The 15427-nt window shown below is 67.7% G+C and carries 16 protein-coding genes; 8 read left to right on the plus strand and 8 right to left on the minus strand.

The annotated features are described in order from the left end of the window. From AB0P21_RS39730 to AB0P21_RS39750, 5 genes are all read right to left on the minus strand, one after another. Nucleotides 1-531, minus strand: coding sequence for a hypothetical protein (locus tag AB0P21_RS39730; protein WP_363704424.1), 531 nt, complete (start codon nucleotides 529-531; stop codon nucleotides 1-3). 134 nt (nucleotides 532-665) lie between these two features. Then, nucleotides 666-1232 (minus strand): hemerythrin domain-containing protein, encoded by a 567-nt coding sequence (locus AB0P21_RS39735; protein ID WP_363704426.1) that lies wholly within the window; start codon nucleotides 1230-1232, stop codon nucleotides 666-668. Between the two features lie 58 nt (nucleotides 1233-1290). After that, on the minus strand, nucleotides 1291-1647 hold the full coding sequence (locus tag AB0P21_RS39740; RefSeq protein WP_363704428.1) for a PRC-barrel domain-containing protein: 357 nt from the start codon (nucleotides 1645-1647) through the stop codon (nucleotides 1291-1293). 47 nt (nucleotides 1648-1694) lie between these two features. After that, nucleotides 1695-2837, minus strand: coding sequence for a M48 family metallopeptidase (locus AB0P21_RS39745; protein ID WP_363704430.1), 1143 nt, complete (start codon nucleotides 2835-2837; stop codon nucleotides 1695-1697). A gap of 159 nt (nucleotides 2838-2996) precedes the next feature. Then, nucleotides 2997-3974, minus strand: a complete 978-nt coding sequence (locus AB0P21_RS39750) for an alpha/beta hydrolase (RefSeq protein WP_363704432.1) — start codon at nucleotides 3972-3974, stop codon at nucleotides 2997-2999. A 54-nt stretch (nucleotides 3975-4028) separates the two neighbouring features. Between AB0P21_RS39750 and AB0P21_RS39755 the strand changes: the two genes are divergently transcribed. Next, on the plus strand, nucleotides 4029-4622 hold the full coding sequence (locus AB0P21_RS39755) for a TetR/AcrR family transcriptional regulator (protein ID WP_363704434.1): 594 nt from the start codon (nucleotides 4029-4031) through the stop codon (nucleotides 4620-4622). A gap of 2 nt (nucleotides 4623-4624) precedes the next feature. On the opposite strand, the gene AB0P21_RS39760 is transcribed toward AB0P21_RS39755, so the two are convergent. Next, a complete protein-coding gene (locus AB0P21_RS39760) occupies nucleotides 4625-5344 on the minus strand; it encodes a methyltransferase domain-containing protein (RefSeq protein WP_363704436.1) in 720 nt (239 codons plus the stop codon). Between the two features lie 72 nt (nucleotides 5345-5416). On the opposite strand from AB0P21_RS39760, the gene AB0P21_RS39765 reads away from it, so the two are divergent. Both AB0P21_RS39765 and AB0P21_RS39770 read left to right on the plus strand, forming a co-directional pair. Continuing rightward, the gene (locus tag AB0P21_RS39765; protein WP_363704438.1) at nucleotides 5417-6391 is read left to right on the plus strand and encodes a helix-turn-helix domain-containing protein; all 975 of its coding nucleotides are present in this window, start codon (nucleotides 5417-5419) and stop codon (nucleotides 6389-6391) included. A gap of 58 nt (nucleotides 6392-6449) precedes the next feature. Next, on the plus strand, nucleotides 6450-7307 hold the full coding sequence (locus AB0P21_RS39770) for an alpha/beta hydrolase (RefSeq protein ID WP_363704440.1): 858 nt from the start codon (nucleotides 6450-6452) through the stop codon (nucleotides 7305-7307). Here AB0P21_RS39770 and AB0P21_RS39775 read toward each other — a convergent pair. Next, nucleotides 7291-7485, minus strand: coding sequence for an amidohydrolase family protein (locus AB0P21_RS39775; RefSeq protein ID WP_363704442.1), 195 nt, complete (start codon nucleotides 7483-7485; stop codon nucleotides 7291-7293). The two genes, AB0P21_RS39770 and AB0P21_RS39775, sit on opposite strands and share 17 nt — an antisense overlap. A gap of 13 nt (nucleotides 7486-7498) precedes the next feature. Next, the gene (locus AB0P21_RS39780; RefSeq protein ID WP_363704444.1) at nucleotides 7499-8473 is read right to left on the minus strand and encodes a helix-turn-helix domain-containing protein; all 975 of its coding nucleotides are present in this window, start codon (nucleotides 8471-8473) and stop codon (nucleotides 7499-7501) included. Between the two features lie 398 nt (nucleotides 8474-8871). Between AB0P21_RS39780 and AB0P21_RS39785 the strand changes: the two genes are divergently transcribed. The 5 genes from AB0P21_RS39785 (at nucleotide 8872) to AB0P21_RS39805 (ending at nucleotide 15299) form a co-directional block, all read left to right on the plus strand. Continuing rightward, a complete protein-coding gene (locus tag AB0P21_RS39785) occupies nucleotides 8872-10329 on the plus strand; it encodes an SGNH/GDSL hydrolase family protein (protein WP_363704446.1) in 1458 nt (485 codons plus the stop codon). Between the two features lie 159 nt (nucleotides 10330-10488). Further along, complete coding sequence (locus AB0P21_RS39790) at nucleotides 10489-10905, plus strand: cupin domain-containing protein (RefSeq protein WP_363704448.1); 417 nt, start codon at nucleotides 10489-10491, stop codon at nucleotides 10903-10905. A gap of 59 nt (nucleotides 10906-10964) precedes the next feature. Then, nucleotides 10965-12521 carry an alpha/beta hydrolase fold domain-containing protein gene (locus AB0P21_RS39795; protein WP_363704450.1) on the plus strand — a complete coding sequence of 519 codons (1557 nt, stop codon included), beginning with the start codon at nucleotides 10965-10967 and terminating at the stop codon, nucleotides 12519-12521. Between the two features lie 129 nt (nucleotides 12522-12650). Next, a complete protein-coding gene (locus tag AB0P21_RS39800; RefSeq protein ID WP_363704452.1) occupies nucleotides 12651-14129 on the plus strand; it encodes a cryptochrome/photolyase family protein in 1479 nt (492 codons plus the stop codon). Between the two features lie 429 nt (nucleotides 14130-14558). Next, complete coding sequence (locus tag AB0P21_RS39805) at nucleotides 14559-15299, plus strand: AraC family transcriptional regulator (RefSeq protein ID WP_363704454.1); 741 nt, start codon at nucleotides 14559-14561, stop codon at nucleotides 15297-15299. The last annotated feature ends 128 nt before the right edge of the window (nucleotides 15300-15427 follow it).

Raw genomic sequence — 15427 nt, forward strand, 5'->3', positions numbered from 1 at the left:
CTACTTGGGCTGGGCGATGGCCTGAAGTTGAGGTAGCAATACGGCTGCCTGTTGGGCCCGGGCGGAGACGCCGAGTAGTTCGCGGGCCAGCATGAACAGTGAGATCGGGAACAGCACCAGCGCCGCCAGGATGACGAAGACGGCGGCGATCGCGTCCAGGGGTGAGTCGCTGCTGCGGGAATCGCCGCTGCTGGTGGAGGTGAGGTTCAGGCTGTCGCGTTTGCCTGTCTCGAGGAGGCAGCGGAACTTCGGCTTGTACGGGCGGATCGTGGCCTTGGTGCCGTCGGCGAAGCGAAGCCTGATGCGGCTGCGGATGAACGCGCCGCGGGACACCTTCGTCACCGGCGGCAGCTGACGCCAGGGGCGGTCAGGGCGGTCGAGGACCGAGACGCCGCCGTCGTGGATCTGCAGGCCGGTGACGGTCTTCTTGAGCAGGACCATCGCCACGCCTGGGGGAAGGGGAGCCTCGCACGCGGCGCGGATCTCCTCGACTGTGTGTTGCGGCAACGGGTCGGCTTGCTTCTTCGCCACGGTGGTCCTCCGGCAGCCAGGTCGATTCCTCTCCGGCAGATTAGCGGCTGGCCGCCGGTCGTTCGGTGATCTGAGTCGTGTCGCGATGCCGCGGACTACCGGGCGATCGCAGTACTGCGTGAGCTCGCGGAGGGTCAGGTCGGGCGGTCCGTGAGGCGGTCGCGGAGGCGGTCGACCAGGCCGACCCCGGGGCCGACGAGCTTGTGGAACAGCTCGCTGTTCGGGGCGGCCGGGTGAGGGCGGGTCGGGGCGACCTGCTTGGCCAGGTCGACGCGCTCGGCGAGGCTGAGCAGGTCGTGCTGCGGCAGATGCGCGCGTAGTTGCGGGAATTGCTCGTTCTCCTCGTCGCGGACGTGGTCGGCCAGCACCGCCTGGATCTGGGAGATCAGACCGAGGAAGTCCGGCTGGCCGGCGTCAGCGCCCTCGAGCTGCTTCATCAACAGCTCGAGTTCCTTGTGCTTCGCCACGTCGTGGTCGACCGCGCTGTCGCCGTCCGGCAGGTGTTTGCGCATCGCGGGGTAGACGAACATCTCCTCGGCGACCGAGTGCCGGATCAGCTCGGCGATCAACTGGTCGGCCAGGTCTCGCTGCCGGTTGCTGTCCGGACTGGCGAGGATCTCAGCGATCAGCTCCTCGGCCTCGCGGTGGTCGGCGGTCAGGACGTCGACGACATCGGGACCGCTGGCTTCGGTGGCATTCACGGCAGGTGTTCCTCACGATGGGGAGTGGAAACCTGCCGGTACCCCGTCATCAATCGAGTCAGCGGCGGCCGAGACGCCGTTCGCCCTCCGACGTGGCGGTGTAGGGCAGCTCGTAGTGGGCGAAGACCCGCGGCTCCTCCGCGCCGGTCAGCTCGCCGTCGGTGTCGATCGAGGGAGCGTCGTGGACCAGCTTCTTCGGGTAGCGCACCCGGACCGCCTTCGGGGTCACCGTGGCGCCGTCGACGGGCACGAACGCCAGCCGGGACCGTCCGATGATGCCGATCTTGACCGTCACGAAGGCGGGGACGTCGGTGGCGGTGTCGACATAGACCGCCTCCAGCTCCCCGATCTTCTTACCTTCGTTGTCAATGACATTCTCGCCCTGCCAGTCGCGGAGGTTCTCTGCTGGGAACATGCGGGCCTGGTACCCCGTCCGGGCCTACCCCACACGCAGCGGAGAATTTAGGAGCTTTCGGCAACCAATACCGCGAACTCCCCGACCGCGGCGGTGAAAGCCGGAGCAAGTTCTCGATCAAGAGTTGCGTGGTCCGCGGCGGTCAGGGTGATGGTCGCCGGGGCGGGGAGTTGGCGGAGGAGTTTGGTGCGGAGGTGGGTCGGCGGATGGTGCGCGTCGCTGCGGGTGTTGCCGAGCCGGCTCACCCGGATTCGCCGGGCCAGCTCGTGGGGAGGAATGTCGGCAGCGCTTCGACGAACCACTTCCAGCGGCTCGACGCCAGAGTCGAACCGAGTCGCGCGTTCCAGGGCTCGGTAGACGGTGTCGGCGATCAGGGCGCGTTCCAGCGCTCCTGCTGCGGCCTCGGAGCCTGCGGTCTGGGCAACCTGGCGATCGATCAGGTACTCCGTGCGCTGGTGGCCGGCCTGGTCGAGTCGGTCCAGCAACCGGTGATAGGCCCGGACGGGCGGTCCGAAGGCGAGATGTGCCGCCTTGGTCAGGTAATAGTGGACGACCTGGTCCTCGGTGCTTCCCACGATGACGAGGTCGGCGCCGCTCGCCCGGCGGACCACGTCGTACCGGACCTCGTCGAGAGGGCCCGCGGTGAACGATCGGCTCAGCTCATCGAGAAGGTGACGCGCGCCGCGCAGTACGGTCTGGTGCAGGGCGCCTTTGTCGTCGCAGATCTCGTGAGCGACCGCAGCGATCCTTTGCTGGGCGTCCATCCCGGCCCACAGCGGGATACCGATCAGCAGCACCCGACGGAAGCGCCAGCCGACCCGGATCACGGAGATGACCGGCTCAGTGGTCACGGCGACAGCAGTCAGGCGTCGCGCGCCAAGCAAGGCGGTCAGCTCATCCAGTACGTCGTACAGCCGGGGAGCCTGGTGGCGGGAGACCTGTTGCGCCGCGGCGGGGAGATGCGTGACGCGGGGGCGAAACGCCGCGGTGACGAACAGGACGATGCCCGCGAGCAGGATGCTCCACCACAACGGGCGAAGGAAGATGAGCAGAGCCGCCACACCGGCCAGGCCCAGTACTGGAATCACGAAGACCACGAGGGCGAGGAAGAAGGCGGCGGCTCGAGCCGGCGACCGGTCCGGAGGGTGGATCGCGCCGCGCTCCAGTTCGCGAGACAACTCGGCGGCCACTCGCCGATCCAGTTCGAGCCGCCAACTGGGCTCGGGACTCCGCACGACCGGGTTGGGGGTCGACGTTCCAGTCGCACTTCTCGCACCACGACACATAGCGCGGGTCCGCGAAGAGCTGATGCCCGCACCGAGGGCAGTCGCTGGCAGGAACCTGACGCGTCATTGGGCGAGGAAGGCCTGCAGGTCGGCGGCGATCTGGTCCGGATACTCGCCGTTGAGCGCGTGCGACGCCTCTGGGTACAGCTTCACCGTCTTGTTCTTCAGCGCGTTCTCCGCCGTACTGCGTGCCTTCGGCGGATCGTGCATGACCGACTTCCCCGCCAGGATCGCGAGCACCGGCAGCTTCAGCGTCGCGAGTTGCTCCTCGGTGATCCGCTCGGGCTGCGGCTGGCGCATCGTGTAGTTCTTCATTCCGGCCTCGATCATGTCGGCGACCGGCACGTCCTCGACCGGTGCTCCGCCGGCCGTGTACGAGTTGAAGCTGTCCCGCCAGGAACGCGGCAGCCACTTGATCGCGGCCGGGATCGACCGGACGACGGTCTCGAGCGGCATCCCGTCGAAGACGTTGATCGGGTCGAGCAAGGTGAGGGTCGCGACCCGGTCGGGGTGCCGGAGCGTGAAGTTCGTCGCCGTCCAGCCACCGATCGACAGGCCGACCAGGTGGAACTTCTTCTCCGGCAGGGCAGCCAGGGTCTGGTCGAGCCAGGCAGCCTTGTCGTCGGACGTCTTGATCGGCCGGCTCTGGATGCTCAGGCCGGGCTCCCCCAGCAGGTCGAACGTGTAGACGTCGCCGATCCGCAGCAGCGATGGCATGTTGTCGGCCCACACCGGAGTACCGGACGACGTACCGGGCAAGAGAACCAGCGGCTCGGCCTTCCGCGACCCGGTGCCGTTGAAGCGATAGACCCGCACCACCCCGTACTCCGTACGGATGTCGCGCACCAGCGTCGGCGCGGGCACGTCCTTCATCGCCCGGTCGTACTTGTCCAGGTAGTCCTGATAGCCCTCGGCGCTGTTCCAGTGACCGACCGGGGACGGGGAGCGCAGGACCAGCGCGACGGCGACACCCGCCACCACGATCACCCCCAGGACGATCCGCGGCCAGCGGCGCTTCCTGCCTTCGCCAGACTTCGTCATATCCGTCTCCTAACCATGCGGTAAGTAATCTAACCATACGGTAGAATCAGGGTCATGCCGAAGTTGCCGCCTGACCGGAAGCTGACACTCACCGAACAGGCTCGCCGCGCCCAGTTGATCGCGATCACCGTCGAACTGGTCGCCGAGGTCGGTTACGCGGGCACTTCGCTGGCCAAGATCGCCGATCGCGCGGACGTCACCAAGGCCGCGGTGCTGTACTACTACCCGTCCAAGAACGCGCTGGTCGAGACGGCGCGTGCCGAAGTCCTGGCCGGCTTGATCGCCGCCGTCGGCGAAGCCATCGACGCGGCCCCGCCCGAGGACTGGCCGGCTGTGTACGTGCGCTCGATGATCGGGCATCTGCGCGACAACCCGCGGCACACCCGGATGATCATCGAGGCCGCGATCCACACCGGCGAGCCGGCCGACCCCGCCGCCCGCTGGGGGCCGCTCGCCCAGGTCCTCGGCGCGGCTCGCGAAGCGCGGAACCTCACCGGAGAGGTCGACCTCCGCTCCCCCGCGATCATCATCGGCGGCGCGATCGACGCCATCGTCTCCGAGCACGTCGACGACCCGGCCTACGACACCACCGCGGCCACCGAGCTCGTCGTCACGATGATCGAGCGGACCGTTCTCGCCTCTGACTGAGGTCACCGCCGACCGGTAGCGCTGACCCAGCACTGAGCGAACAGAGTCGTGCCGCCAGCGGCCCATTCGCGCAGGCTCGTGGCGTGGTGACGCGAGCCGGCCTCGTCCAGCTGATCAGCCAGGTACTGCGCGATCGTGGCGGAGCCGACGTAGTTCTCGTACCGGGCCGCGACGTGGATCTCGCGAAAGCCGGCCTGCTCCAGCCAGGTCCCCAGCTTGCGGCCGGCCAGCGGGTCGCCGCCGTTGGAGATCATCAGGTCCCGATAACACTCGAGGCTCTCGTCGACCGCACGCGACGGCGGCGACAGCAGGAACCCACCCCAGTCCGGACTGCACAAACCGATGACCCCGCCTGGGCGCAGTACGCGCTTGGCCTCCGCCAGTGCGTCCAACGGTGACGCCAGGTGCTCGAACAAGGCATGCGAGAACACCCGATCGACCGACTGACCGGCCAATGGCAAGTCGTAACAGGACGCGGAGGTGAAGGTCAGATTCTCTGCCCGAACGGACAGGCGGTCGGCCTGATCCACCGCGACCACCCAACCGGGTTCCACCGCTGCTGCGAGATCGCGGCTGATGGTGCCCGGCCCGCAGCCTAGATCCAGCACGTCGAGCCCAGGGCTGAGGTGGGGCAGGAAGAACTGCCCGTGCGTCTGCAGCGACCGGCGGGCCATGAAGCTGACTGCGCCGTCGGTGTGGCCAGGGGTGTATCCGGTAGTCATCGGACCAAGCCTGGCGGCCCGCGACGCTCATCGGTGAGTGGCGCTATTGCCACATCGGATTAGATTTCTGCCATGGAGAAGGTCGCGCTGCTGGTGTTCGACGGCGTCCGGGTGTTCGAGTTCGCCGTGGCCGCCGAGGTCTGGGGGCTCGATCGCACCGCCCGCGGCGTGCCGGGGTTCGACTTCACGATCTGCGGACCCGATCCGTCAGGTCACACTCTGGACTCCGGGCTGACCTGTACTCCGCAGGCTTCGCTGGACGCCTTGCAGGACAGCGATCTGGTCGTCGTGCCCGGCGTAGAGGACCCGTTGGCGCAGCCGCCGGACGCAGTACTGACTGCGTTGCGGGCAGCCCACGATCGCGGTACGACGATCGCCGCGCTCTGCTCAGGCACCTTCATCCTCGCAGCGGCCGGCCTGCTCGACGGCAAGCGAGCCACCGCGCACTGGCAGGACTCGGACCTCCTCGCTGCCCGGTATCCCTCCGTACAGGTAGACCAGCGACCGCTGTACGTCGGCGACAGCAACATCTGGACCTCCGCCGGGACCGCGGCAGGAATCGACCTGTGTCTGCACCTGGTCCGGCGCCGGCACGGAGCGGCCGCCGCCGCGACCATCGCACGCACGATGGTGACCGCGCCGTTCCGGCCGGGCGGGCAAGCCCAGTTCATCTCCCAGCCTGTGCCGCTCGCCTCCGCGGACGAGCCGCTCGCCGAGCTCCAGACGCGCATGCTCGCCGACCTCGCCCACCCGTGGACCATCACCGAACTCGCCGCCCACGCCTCGATGTCGGAGCGCACTCTCGCTCGCAGATTCGCTGACTCGACCGGCACGACGCCACTGCGCTGGTTGATCGACCAACGCGTGATCGCCGCCCAGGAGCGGCTGGAGTCCACCTCCGAGTCGATCGCCGCGATCGCCAGATCCTGCGGCTTCGGTACTCCGTTGAGCCTGCGCCAGCACTTCACCCGGCGTACGGGGCTGACCCCGCACAACTACCGCAACACCTTCGGCCAGCGGCACGAAGTTGCCATCGGCGACGAGTAGGAACCCTTCGCTGGCTAGCCTCGGTGCCATCAGCAGGTCTGCTCTGAGGAGGATGCGGATGCCCAGCGTGGTTCATCGGACGATCGAGATCGACGGGGTCCGGGTCTTCTATCGGGAGGCGGGGCCGGCCGACGCGCCGGTCGTGTTGTTGCCGCACGGCTATCCGTCGTCGTCGTTCCAGTACCGCGGGCTGATGCCGGCCCTCGCCGACCAGTGGCGGCTGATCGCGCCGGACTTTCCCGGGTTCGGTTACAGCGACGCGCCTGACGACTTCGACTACAGCTTCGGTGGCTATGCGGCGTTGCTCGACAGGTTCCTGGCCGAGCTGGGGATCGACAGGTTCGCGCTCTATCTGTTCGACTACGGCTCCCAGGTCGGGTTCCAGCTCGCGCTGAAGGATCCCTCGCGGATCGCCGCGCTGATCATCCAGAACGGCGACGCCTACGAGCACACCCTCGGCCCGAAGTACGAGCCGTTGAAGGCCTACTGGGCCGATCCGTCGCCTGAACGACGGGCGGAGCTCGCGCAGGCGGTCACCGCGGAAGGGCTGCGGGAGGAGATCCTCGGCGAGACTCCGCCAGCCACCGCGGAACGGATCAGCCCCGACCTGTGGCACCTGGCCTGGCCGCTGATGGAGCCGAACCGGGACATCATGATCGGCTTCTTCCAGGAGATCGCGAACAGCGTGCGGCGCTATCCGGAGTACCAGGCGTTTCTGCGCGACAACCAGCCCCCGACGCTGATCGTCTGGGGCCCCGAGGACGGCTACATGCCGGCCGAGTCGGCACGCGCATACCTCACCGACCTCCCAGCAGCCGACCTCCACCTCTTCGACGGAGGCGGCCACTGGCTCCTCGAATCCCACCTGGACGAGGTCGTCGCCCTGATCCGCCCGTTCCTCAGCCGGACGCTGTGACCCCACCCAGACCGAACAGCTCCGCCGCGTTGTCGTGCCCGATCCGGCGGATCTCCTCCGCGGTGAACCCCAACTTCTCGAGTGCCACGAAGGCTTCGACCGGATCGTCCAGCGGGTAGTCGCTGGCGAACGTCATCCGCTCGACCACGGTCCACTCGAGTATTGTTGCTATTGGCAACTTCTTGCCGGTGTCAGACTCGTTGCGGGGCGTTGCGGCGTAGTTCGCTCATCGTGGTGCCGCGGCGGTGGAACAGGCTGCGGAGCGTGCTGACGTTGAGGTAACCGACCCGGGTCGCGATCTCGGCGGCGGTCAGGTTCGTGGTGCGGAGCAGCTGGGTGGCTCGATCCAGACGGATCGCATTGATCAGCTCCACCGGGCTCATGCCCAGCACCTCCGCTGTCGTTCGCTGCAGGGTGCGCTCGGAGACACCGAGCTGCTGCGCCACGGCGCCGACCTGGATCGGCTCGGTCAGGTGTCCGCGGACCCAGCGTTCGAAGGCGCTGGTGAGTGGGTCGTAGCCGGCCATCACGGCAGGGATCGCGAAGGCTGCTTGACTGGCTTTGGAGCCGATCAGCAGATAGCGATCGACCAGCTCGGCCAGGTCCGGGCTGTGGGACCGGACGATCGCCAGGGCCAGATCGATGTGCGAGAAGGCGGCACCGGCCGTGGTGAGGCCCTCGCCCTGGCTGAGGATGAGCCCCTCCTGCAGGTCGACCTTCGGGTAGCGGCGCCGGAAGAACGGCGCCAGCCACCAGCTGGTGGTCGCCATCTCGCCGTCGAGCACACCGGCCTCGGCGAGGAAGAACGTGCCTGTGCACGCCGCGGCCATCTCCGCGTGCCCGGAACGAGCTCGGCCCAGCAAGTCCAGGATCGGACTGTTCTGCCGGCTGGTCAGGCATTCGGTCAACTCCGAGACGTTCCTGGTGCTGACGGCCGGCATCACCAAGACGTCCGGCAGCCGCGACAGGCTCGCGATCGGAGTGGTCGGGGCGCGGTGACCGAATCCGGTGATCACCTCCGAACGGACCCCCAGCGGCGTGACTGTCCAGGGCTCCCCCGCGCCGTCGGTCTCGCTCCGCAGCGAGACCGCGGTACTCAGTACCTCGAGCAGCGCACACAGACCGAAGTCGGCGACTCCGTCGACGGCGATCAGTCCGACATCCATACCCGTCCTCCCTGGACCCAAAAGCTGTTGGGACGACCGTAACCCCCGCCGGGCGCTTTTGGTGTCGAAAGCGTCGGATCCAGATCTGCCAATTTCATTTACCCCGTTCTACTGTTCATCGAGGAGTACAGCAAGTTGCTCTAAGCCCCCATTAGCTAGATCCCCCAACCGGCGCGACCGATCCGCCCCGATGTCGCCCGAGATTTCTCACCCGGCCCGGGTTTCTGCCCGTTCATGGGCAACTCTGCGTCACCGCCCGAGATATCTCTGCGTCTTTTTCCGCCGTTAGCCGGCGGAGCTGTCCGGCCTGCGCGAAAACCGGATTCACCCGTTTAATTCAAACAAATTCCGGCGAGCAGGTAGTGCAAGTTTCAGGTACGACGACGAAGGAGTCCCCTGTGTTATCCACCAAAACGCCACGCTCGACCGGAACGACGATCCGCCGTCGGGGAGGAGTGCTGCTGCTCGCCCTGTCGATGGCAGCCCTCGGCCTGACCACCGCGGAGACGGGCACCGCGGCCACCCCGCTCGAAGCCGGCCAGACCACCACGGACAACTGGGTCGGGAGCTGGTCGGCGACCCCGATGACTCCGCTCGGCCCGGACAACACGCTGGGCATGCCGCTCACGTTCGTCGCCCAGACACTGCGGCAGATCGTCCGGCCGCACCTCAGCGGCGAGACCGCCCGGGTGCGGCTCACCAACCGTTACGGCACCCAGCCGATCACCTTCCAGAGCGCGAAAATCGCCAAGCAGGTGCCCGGAATCGACAACCTGCCGGCCGGTCTGGGCGTCCCCCCGCTGCCGACCAGCGTCACCAACTTCCCGGGCCAACTCGTCAGTGCCGCGACGCTCGCCGCGGCGGTGCAGGGGGCAGCTTTCGTTCCCGGCAGCAGTAAGCCGCTGACCTTCGGCGGATCCACCTCGGTGACGATTCCGGCCGGTCAGGACCGGTACTCCGATCCGGTGGCGTTCCCGGTCCGCGCACTCGAGAACCTGGTCATCGACTTCTACGTCCCGAACCTGACCGGAGCCTCCACCCAGCACACGATCGGCAACCAGGTGAATTACCTGGCTCTCGGAAATGTCAGCGGCGTGAATCCGGCGCTGCCGCTCACCTCGGTGCCTTTCCTGCCGAACGGCATCTCGTACTACTTCCTCAGCGGCGTCGACGTCGTCGGCGCGCCGACCGCCCGCAGCGTGGTCACTCTCGGCGACTCGATCACCGACGGTCTGATGTCCACCATCAACGCGAACAACCGTTATCCGGATTTCCTCAGCGAGCGTTTGCAGGCGAGCTCCGGCTACAAAGACGTATCGGTACTCAATGAAGGTGTCGCCGGCCAGCGCGTTGTCTTCGACAACATCGGCCCGAGCTCGGTGAAATCACTGGACCTCAACGTCCTGTCGCGTACCGACGTCAAATACATCATTGTCGAGGCCGGCATCAACGACCTGGCCAACCCGCCGTTCATCGGAATTCCCGGCCGGCACCCCGAGCGGATCAGCGCCCAGCAGGTCATCGCCGGCATGCAGCAGATCATCACCGCCGCACACGCCCGGGGGATCAAGGTCTACGCCACCACCATCACGCCCAGCGGGAGCCTGACCTTCCCGGCCCGCGGGCTGTTCACCACCTTCTCGCTGCCCGACGTGGTCGCCAAGCGGCACGCGGTCAACGACTGGATCCGCACCAGCGGCGCCGCTGACGCCGTGATCGACTTCGACGCGACGATCCGCGACCCGCTCAACCCGGACTCGCTGCGGATTCCCTACGCCAGCGTCGACAACCTGCACCCCAACGACGCCGGCTACAAGCTGCTCGCCGACTCGATCCCGCTGTCCTTGTTCAACTGATCGCTCCTGAGTGAACTGTCGGATTTGGTGCGGACAGCACCAAGTCCGACAGCTCAGCGTCGGAATCGATGCCGAATGCGTCGTATCCGCCGCTGTTGTCACGGCGAGCGAGTTCCTAGTGTCGAACCAGTACCCAGAACCCAACCCCAGGGAGCAACAATGGACGAGTTCGCCACTGCCGACGCTGCTGAAGGCGGCCCGGTCCCGGACAAGCTGAAGGCACTGTTCAACAACCCCGACGGGGTGAAGGTGCAGCCGCTGCCCTGCGCGCTGCCCGACGAGAAGTCGATGGGCGTGCACTTCGCAGCCGGCGCGCGCACCGTGCCGCATCGCCACGAGAACGGTCAGCACATCGTCGTCACCGACGGCGTCGGCATCGTCGCCGACGAGAACGCCGTGCACGTGGTGCGCGCCGGTGACGTGATCACCAATCCCCCGGGCGGCTGGCACTGGCACGGCGCCACCCCGACGACGGCGATGTCGCACGTCACCGTCGAGGGCGAGGACGCCGGCCTGGATCTCGAGGTCGAGCAACGTGACTGGGAGACCGCCTACCCGTCGGATCTCGGGACCTGAGCCGACAGCGCGGCCACAACGCACCAGCCACCAATTCAACTGCATCAGGAGCTCGGACCATGGCACTGCCTTACCCGACCCAGCCCGGCGACGTCGACCACATGATCACCAACGACCACGCCGCCGTGAACCGGCTTTTCGAGCACATCGAGGCCGGCCGCGGTGACCGGCAGATCCTCGCCGACCAGATCTGTTTCCAGGTCGCCCTGCATGCCGACGCGGAAGAGCGCACCTTCTACCCCGAGCTCCAGCGCCTCGGCCGCAACGACGACGCCGAGGAACTGATCGCCGAGCACGCTGAGGTCAAGAAGCTCGTCAAGACGGTCGAGCAGACCGAGCCGGGCGAGCCCGAGTTCGAGCAGGCGCTGGCCGCGATCATCAAGGACATCCGCGAACACGCCAACGAGGAGGAGACGATCTTCCTGCCCGAGATGCGCAACGGCGCCGGCGCCGAGCGGATGGCCGTACTGGGCGAGGAGTTCCTGGCGGCGAAACGCACAGCGCCGACCTACTCCCACCCGGCGGCGCCCTCCAGCGGCCTCGGCCACAAGCTGGCCGACGCGGGGGCGGCGATGATCGACAAGCTCCGCGACAAGGCGAGCGGGCGCGTCCACACGCTCGGAACCGATGCCTCCGGACTGCTCGACCCGCAGGCGCAGCGGCTGATGGACACCTTCGCCGCGCTGGACCCGAAGCCGCTCGAGATTCTCAAGCCCGAGCAGGCCCGGCGCCAGCCGACCCTGGTCGATGCCGTCCACCAGATCCTTGAGGCCGACGGCAAGTCAACCGATCCCGAGCAGGTCGGATCGGTCGAAGACGTCAATCTGCTCGGCACCGCCGGCGGCGAGCTGCCGGTCAGGATCTACAAGCCCGAGGGCGCCGACTCGACGCTGCTGCCGGTGATCCTCTGGATCCACGGTGGCGGGTTCGTCCTGTACGACGTGGACACCTACGACGCGTCCTGTCGCGGACTGGTGAACAAGACCGGCGCGATCGTCGTGTCGCCGGAGTACCGACGGGCTCCCGAGAACGTGTTCCCGGCCGCCCACGACGACGTCCTCGCCACCTACCGCTGGCTGCAGACCAATGCCGGCCAGCTCGGCGGCGATCCGGCCCGTATCGCGATCGGCGGCGAGTCGGTCGGCGGAACCCTCGCCGCGTCAACCTCCCTGCAGCTCCAGGAGGCCGGTGAACCCCTGCCGGTCGCCCAGGTGCTGGTCTACCCGCTGACGACAGCCGAGCAGTGGGGCGAATCGTTCGCGGACGCAGCCGATTCCCGGCCGCTGAACCGGCCGCTGCTGTCCTGGATGGCCATGCACGCCTTCCACGGTGTGCCGGAGGCAGCCACCGATCCCCGGATCGCCTTGCTCGACGTCAGCAAGGAGGAGCTCGCGGGACTCCCCACCACGCTCGTGATCACCGACGAGCGCGACGTACTCCGCAGCCAGGGCGAGCAGTTCGCCGTGAACCTGGAGACGGCCGGCGTGGCGGTCACCAGTAGCCGGTACGACGGCATGATGCACGAGTTCTTCGGTGCGGCCGCGGTCCTGGACAAGGCTCAGCAGGCCCAGCAGGAGGCCGCGGACCACTTCACCGCCGCTTTCCGCGCCAGCTGACCAAGCGCACCAGCTGACCCGAAGCACGAGCCCAGCGACGCCGGTCCGCACCGCCGGCGATCGTTGCGCTGGTCGACCCTTGCATAAGTTCGGTGGTCACCACTCGCAGTAGCGGAATACTGATCAGCCATGAGTCGTCGGTGGTTGTTCGGGGATCAGCTGGGGCCGCACTTTCTGGATGCGCGGGATCAGGAAGTGCTGATGATCGAATCGAAGCGGGTGTTCGCGCGGCGGCGGTTCCATCGGCAGAAGGCACATTTGGTGCTGTCCGCCATGCGGCATCGCGCGGCCGAGCTCGGGGACCAGGTGCAGTACGTCAAGGCGAACACGTACGGCGAGGCGCGGGACAAGGTGCGCGGGGAGCTGAGCGTCTGCAGCCCGACGTCGTACGCCGCTGAGCGATTCGTTCGTCAGCTGGCCGACGTCGAGGTGCTGCCGGCCCGGGGGTTCGCGACCAGCCGCGAGGACTTCGAGGAGTGGGCGTCCCGGCGCGGCGCGAAGCGGCTGCTGATGGAGGACTTCTACCGCGAGGCGCGGGCTCGGCTCGACGTGCTGATGGAGGGCTCCAACCCGGTCGGCGGCCGGTGGAACTTCGATCACGACAACCGCGAGGCGCCGCCTGCCCAGTCGACTCTGGGTACGCCGGAACCGTGGTGGCCGCAGGAGGACGAGATCGACGAAGAGGTCCGGGCCGACCTGGATCGCTGGGAGCAGGCCGGCGACGTCAGCTTCGTCGGCCAGGACGGCCCGCGCCGGTTCGCCGCGACCAGACGCGAGGCCCTGCACGTACTCCGCGACTTCGTCGCCCACCGGCTGCCGTCGTTCGGGCCCTATGAGGACGCGATGCTGGCCGGCGACGACTGGATGGCACATTCGTTGCTCTCGGCCCCTTTGAACCTCGGGCTGCTGGACCCGGTCGAGGCGGTCGAACGGGCGGAGGACGCCTACCGGGCAGGCGACGCGCCGCTGCAGTCGGTCGAGGGGTTCGTCCGGCAACTGATCGGCTGGCGCGACTACATGTGGCATCTGTACTGGCACTTCGGACCGGAGTACCGGCACCGGAACGCGCTGGCGGCACGCCGTACGGTGCCGGAGTGGTTCACCGACCTCGACGCTGACGGCACCGTGGACGCCCGCTGCCTGTCCGAGACGCTGCGCGGCGTCCGCGAGCACGGCTGGGTCCACCACATCCCCCGGCTGATGGTGCTCGGCAACTACGCGATGCAGCGCGGCTGGCGGCCCGACGAGGTGACCGACTGGTTCCATCGCTCCTTCATCGACGGCTACGACTGGGTGATGGTGGCGAACGTCGTCGGCATGTCCCAGTACGCCGACGGCGGCTTGCTGGCCACCAAGCCGTACGCCGCCGGTGGCGCCTACATCGACAAGATGAGCGACTACTGCGGAGACTGCCGGTACAACCCGCGCAAGCGCGTCGGCGACGACGCCTGCCCGTTCACCGCGGGCTACTGGTGGTTCCTCGATCGCAACGCCGAGCGCCTCCAGGGAAACCAGCGGATCGCCCGTCAGTTGTCGTCCCGGACCCGCCTCAAGGACCTGGACGAGCTGGTCCAGCAGGAGCAGACCCGCGGCTCGTCCGCCCCCTGACCGGCACCCCACGATTCGGCTACGTTTCGATCATCTTTGAAAGGGATGCCATCGTTGTCATCGCGTGGAATCATGCGGTGGTGTTCAGTTCTCTCTTCCGAGACTTGGGGATCATCATGATGATTACTCGGAATTCCGTCCGGCGACGACCACCGACCATGCTCTGAGGCGTACGTAACGTTTGACTTCCAGTACCGGGGGGAATACCGGCCTGAGAAGGACTCTGCGATGACCTCATCCGCACATGATTTCCGGACGCCCGTCGGCGTCTTTTCGATACCAGAAACTTTTCCGTCGTTACCGGTCGACGCCGCCACAAGGCATTCCTGCGCCTGCGGCAAAGGGCAGCTGACTGTCGCCGAGCCACGCGCGGAGGTGAACCTGCCGGGCGTCCGGTTGGGCGACGTTGCAGTGGCGCGGGAGCGGCCAGTGAGCGGACGGCTGCTCACCTACGGCGTGCGGCTCGTCTTCGAGCTCGGCGACGCGCCGACCGGCTCCACCAAGGCTCGATCGGCGGCGCTGATCGGCCCGCGCACGCGCGCACTCGAAGTACGGCGGGACGGCGACTGCCACACGGTCAGCGCCACCTTGCCGCCGTGGATCGCCTTTCGCGCGTTCGGCGATTCGCTGCAACTGCTCGCTGATCGGGTGGTCCAGCCGGCCGAGCTGCTGGGCCCGCTGGCCCTGGCCGTCGAGCGTGATCTGCTCCGGACGCCCAGCTCGGAGGGCCGGCTCAGCATTCTCGCCACCGCGATCCGGCACTGGTGCGCGGACGGGCCACGGTGGAGTCCTGAGATGGAGCGGGCCTGGCGACTGCTCCAGACCAGCGGCGGCATGATCCGGGTGGGTGAGCTGGCCGATGCGGTCGGGCTGTCCTCGCGGGCGCTGGCCGGCCGGTTCGCCCAGCAGGTCGGGCTGTCACCGAAGAAGAGCGCCCGGCTGATCCGCGTCGGGCGGGCCTGCCAGGCGCTGGGCCGGGGCTGGTCGGTGGCCGAGATCGTGGAGGACGCCGGCTATTTCGATCCAGCCCACTTCATGCGCGATTTCAAGGGACTGCTGGGACTGACACCCGGTGCTTACGTCACTGCCTCGAGCCGGCACGAATGCCGCTGCGCAGCCGCTCCGCATTCCACCGTCGCGCTGCCCGAGGACTGTCTGGTGTTGCGTTGACCTCCGGACGGCGTGGGCCGGGCGCCACCAGGCGCCCGCGTTCGCCGTTGAGCTGCCACAGCGGGAGGTCGAACATCCAGAGCAGGTCGGCGACCTCGACCGGCTCAACCCGCAGGTCGAGGGCCCAG

Origin of the sequence: Kribbella sp. NPDC056861 (assembly GCF_040687575.1) — a bacterium.
Classification (GTDB): Bacteria; Actinomycetota; Actinomycetes; order Propionibacteriales; family Kribbellaceae; genus Kribbella.

Coding starts and splice junctions, on each gene's coding strand:
- AB0P21_RS39740 (WP_363704428.1), bottom strand. CDS start 1,647: ATGTTCCCAGCAGAGAACCTCCGCGACTGGCAGGGCGAGAATGTCATT.
- AB0P21_RS39750 (WP_363704432.1), bottom strand. CDS start 3,974: ATGACGAAGTCTGGCGAAGGCAGGAAGCGCCGCTGGCCGCGGATCGTC.
- AB0P21_RS39755 (WP_363704434.1), top strand. CDS start 4,029: ATGCCGAAGTTGCCGCCTGACCGGAAGCTGACACTCACCGAACAGGCT.
- AB0P21_RS39760 (WP_363704436.1), bottom strand. CDS start 5,344: ATGACTACCGGATACACCCCTGGCCACACCGACGGCGCAGTCAGCTTC.
- AB0P21_RS39765 (WP_363704438.1), top strand. CDS start 5,417: ATGGAGAAGGTCGCGCTGCTGGTGTTCGACGGCGTCCGGGTGTTCGAG.
- AB0P21_RS39770 (WP_363704440.1), top strand. CDS start 6,450: ATGCCCAGCGTGGTTCATCGGACGATCGAGATCGACGGGGTCCGGGTC.
- AB0P21_RS39780 (WP_363704444.1), bottom strand. CDS start 8,473: ATGGATGTCGGACTGATCGCCGTCGACGGAGTCGCCGACTTCGGTCTG.
- AB0P21_RS39790 (WP_363704448.1), top strand. CDS start 10,489: ATGGACGAGTTCGCCACTGCCGACGCTGCTGAAGGCGGCCCGGTCCCG.
- AB0P21_RS39795 (WP_363704450.1), top strand. CDS start 10,965: ATGGCACTGCCTTACCCGACCCAGCCCGGCGACGTCGACCACATGATC.
- AB0P21_RS39800 (WP_363704452.1), top strand. CDS start 12,651: ATGAGTCGTCGGTGGTTGTTCGGGGATCAGCTGGGGCCGCACTTTCTG.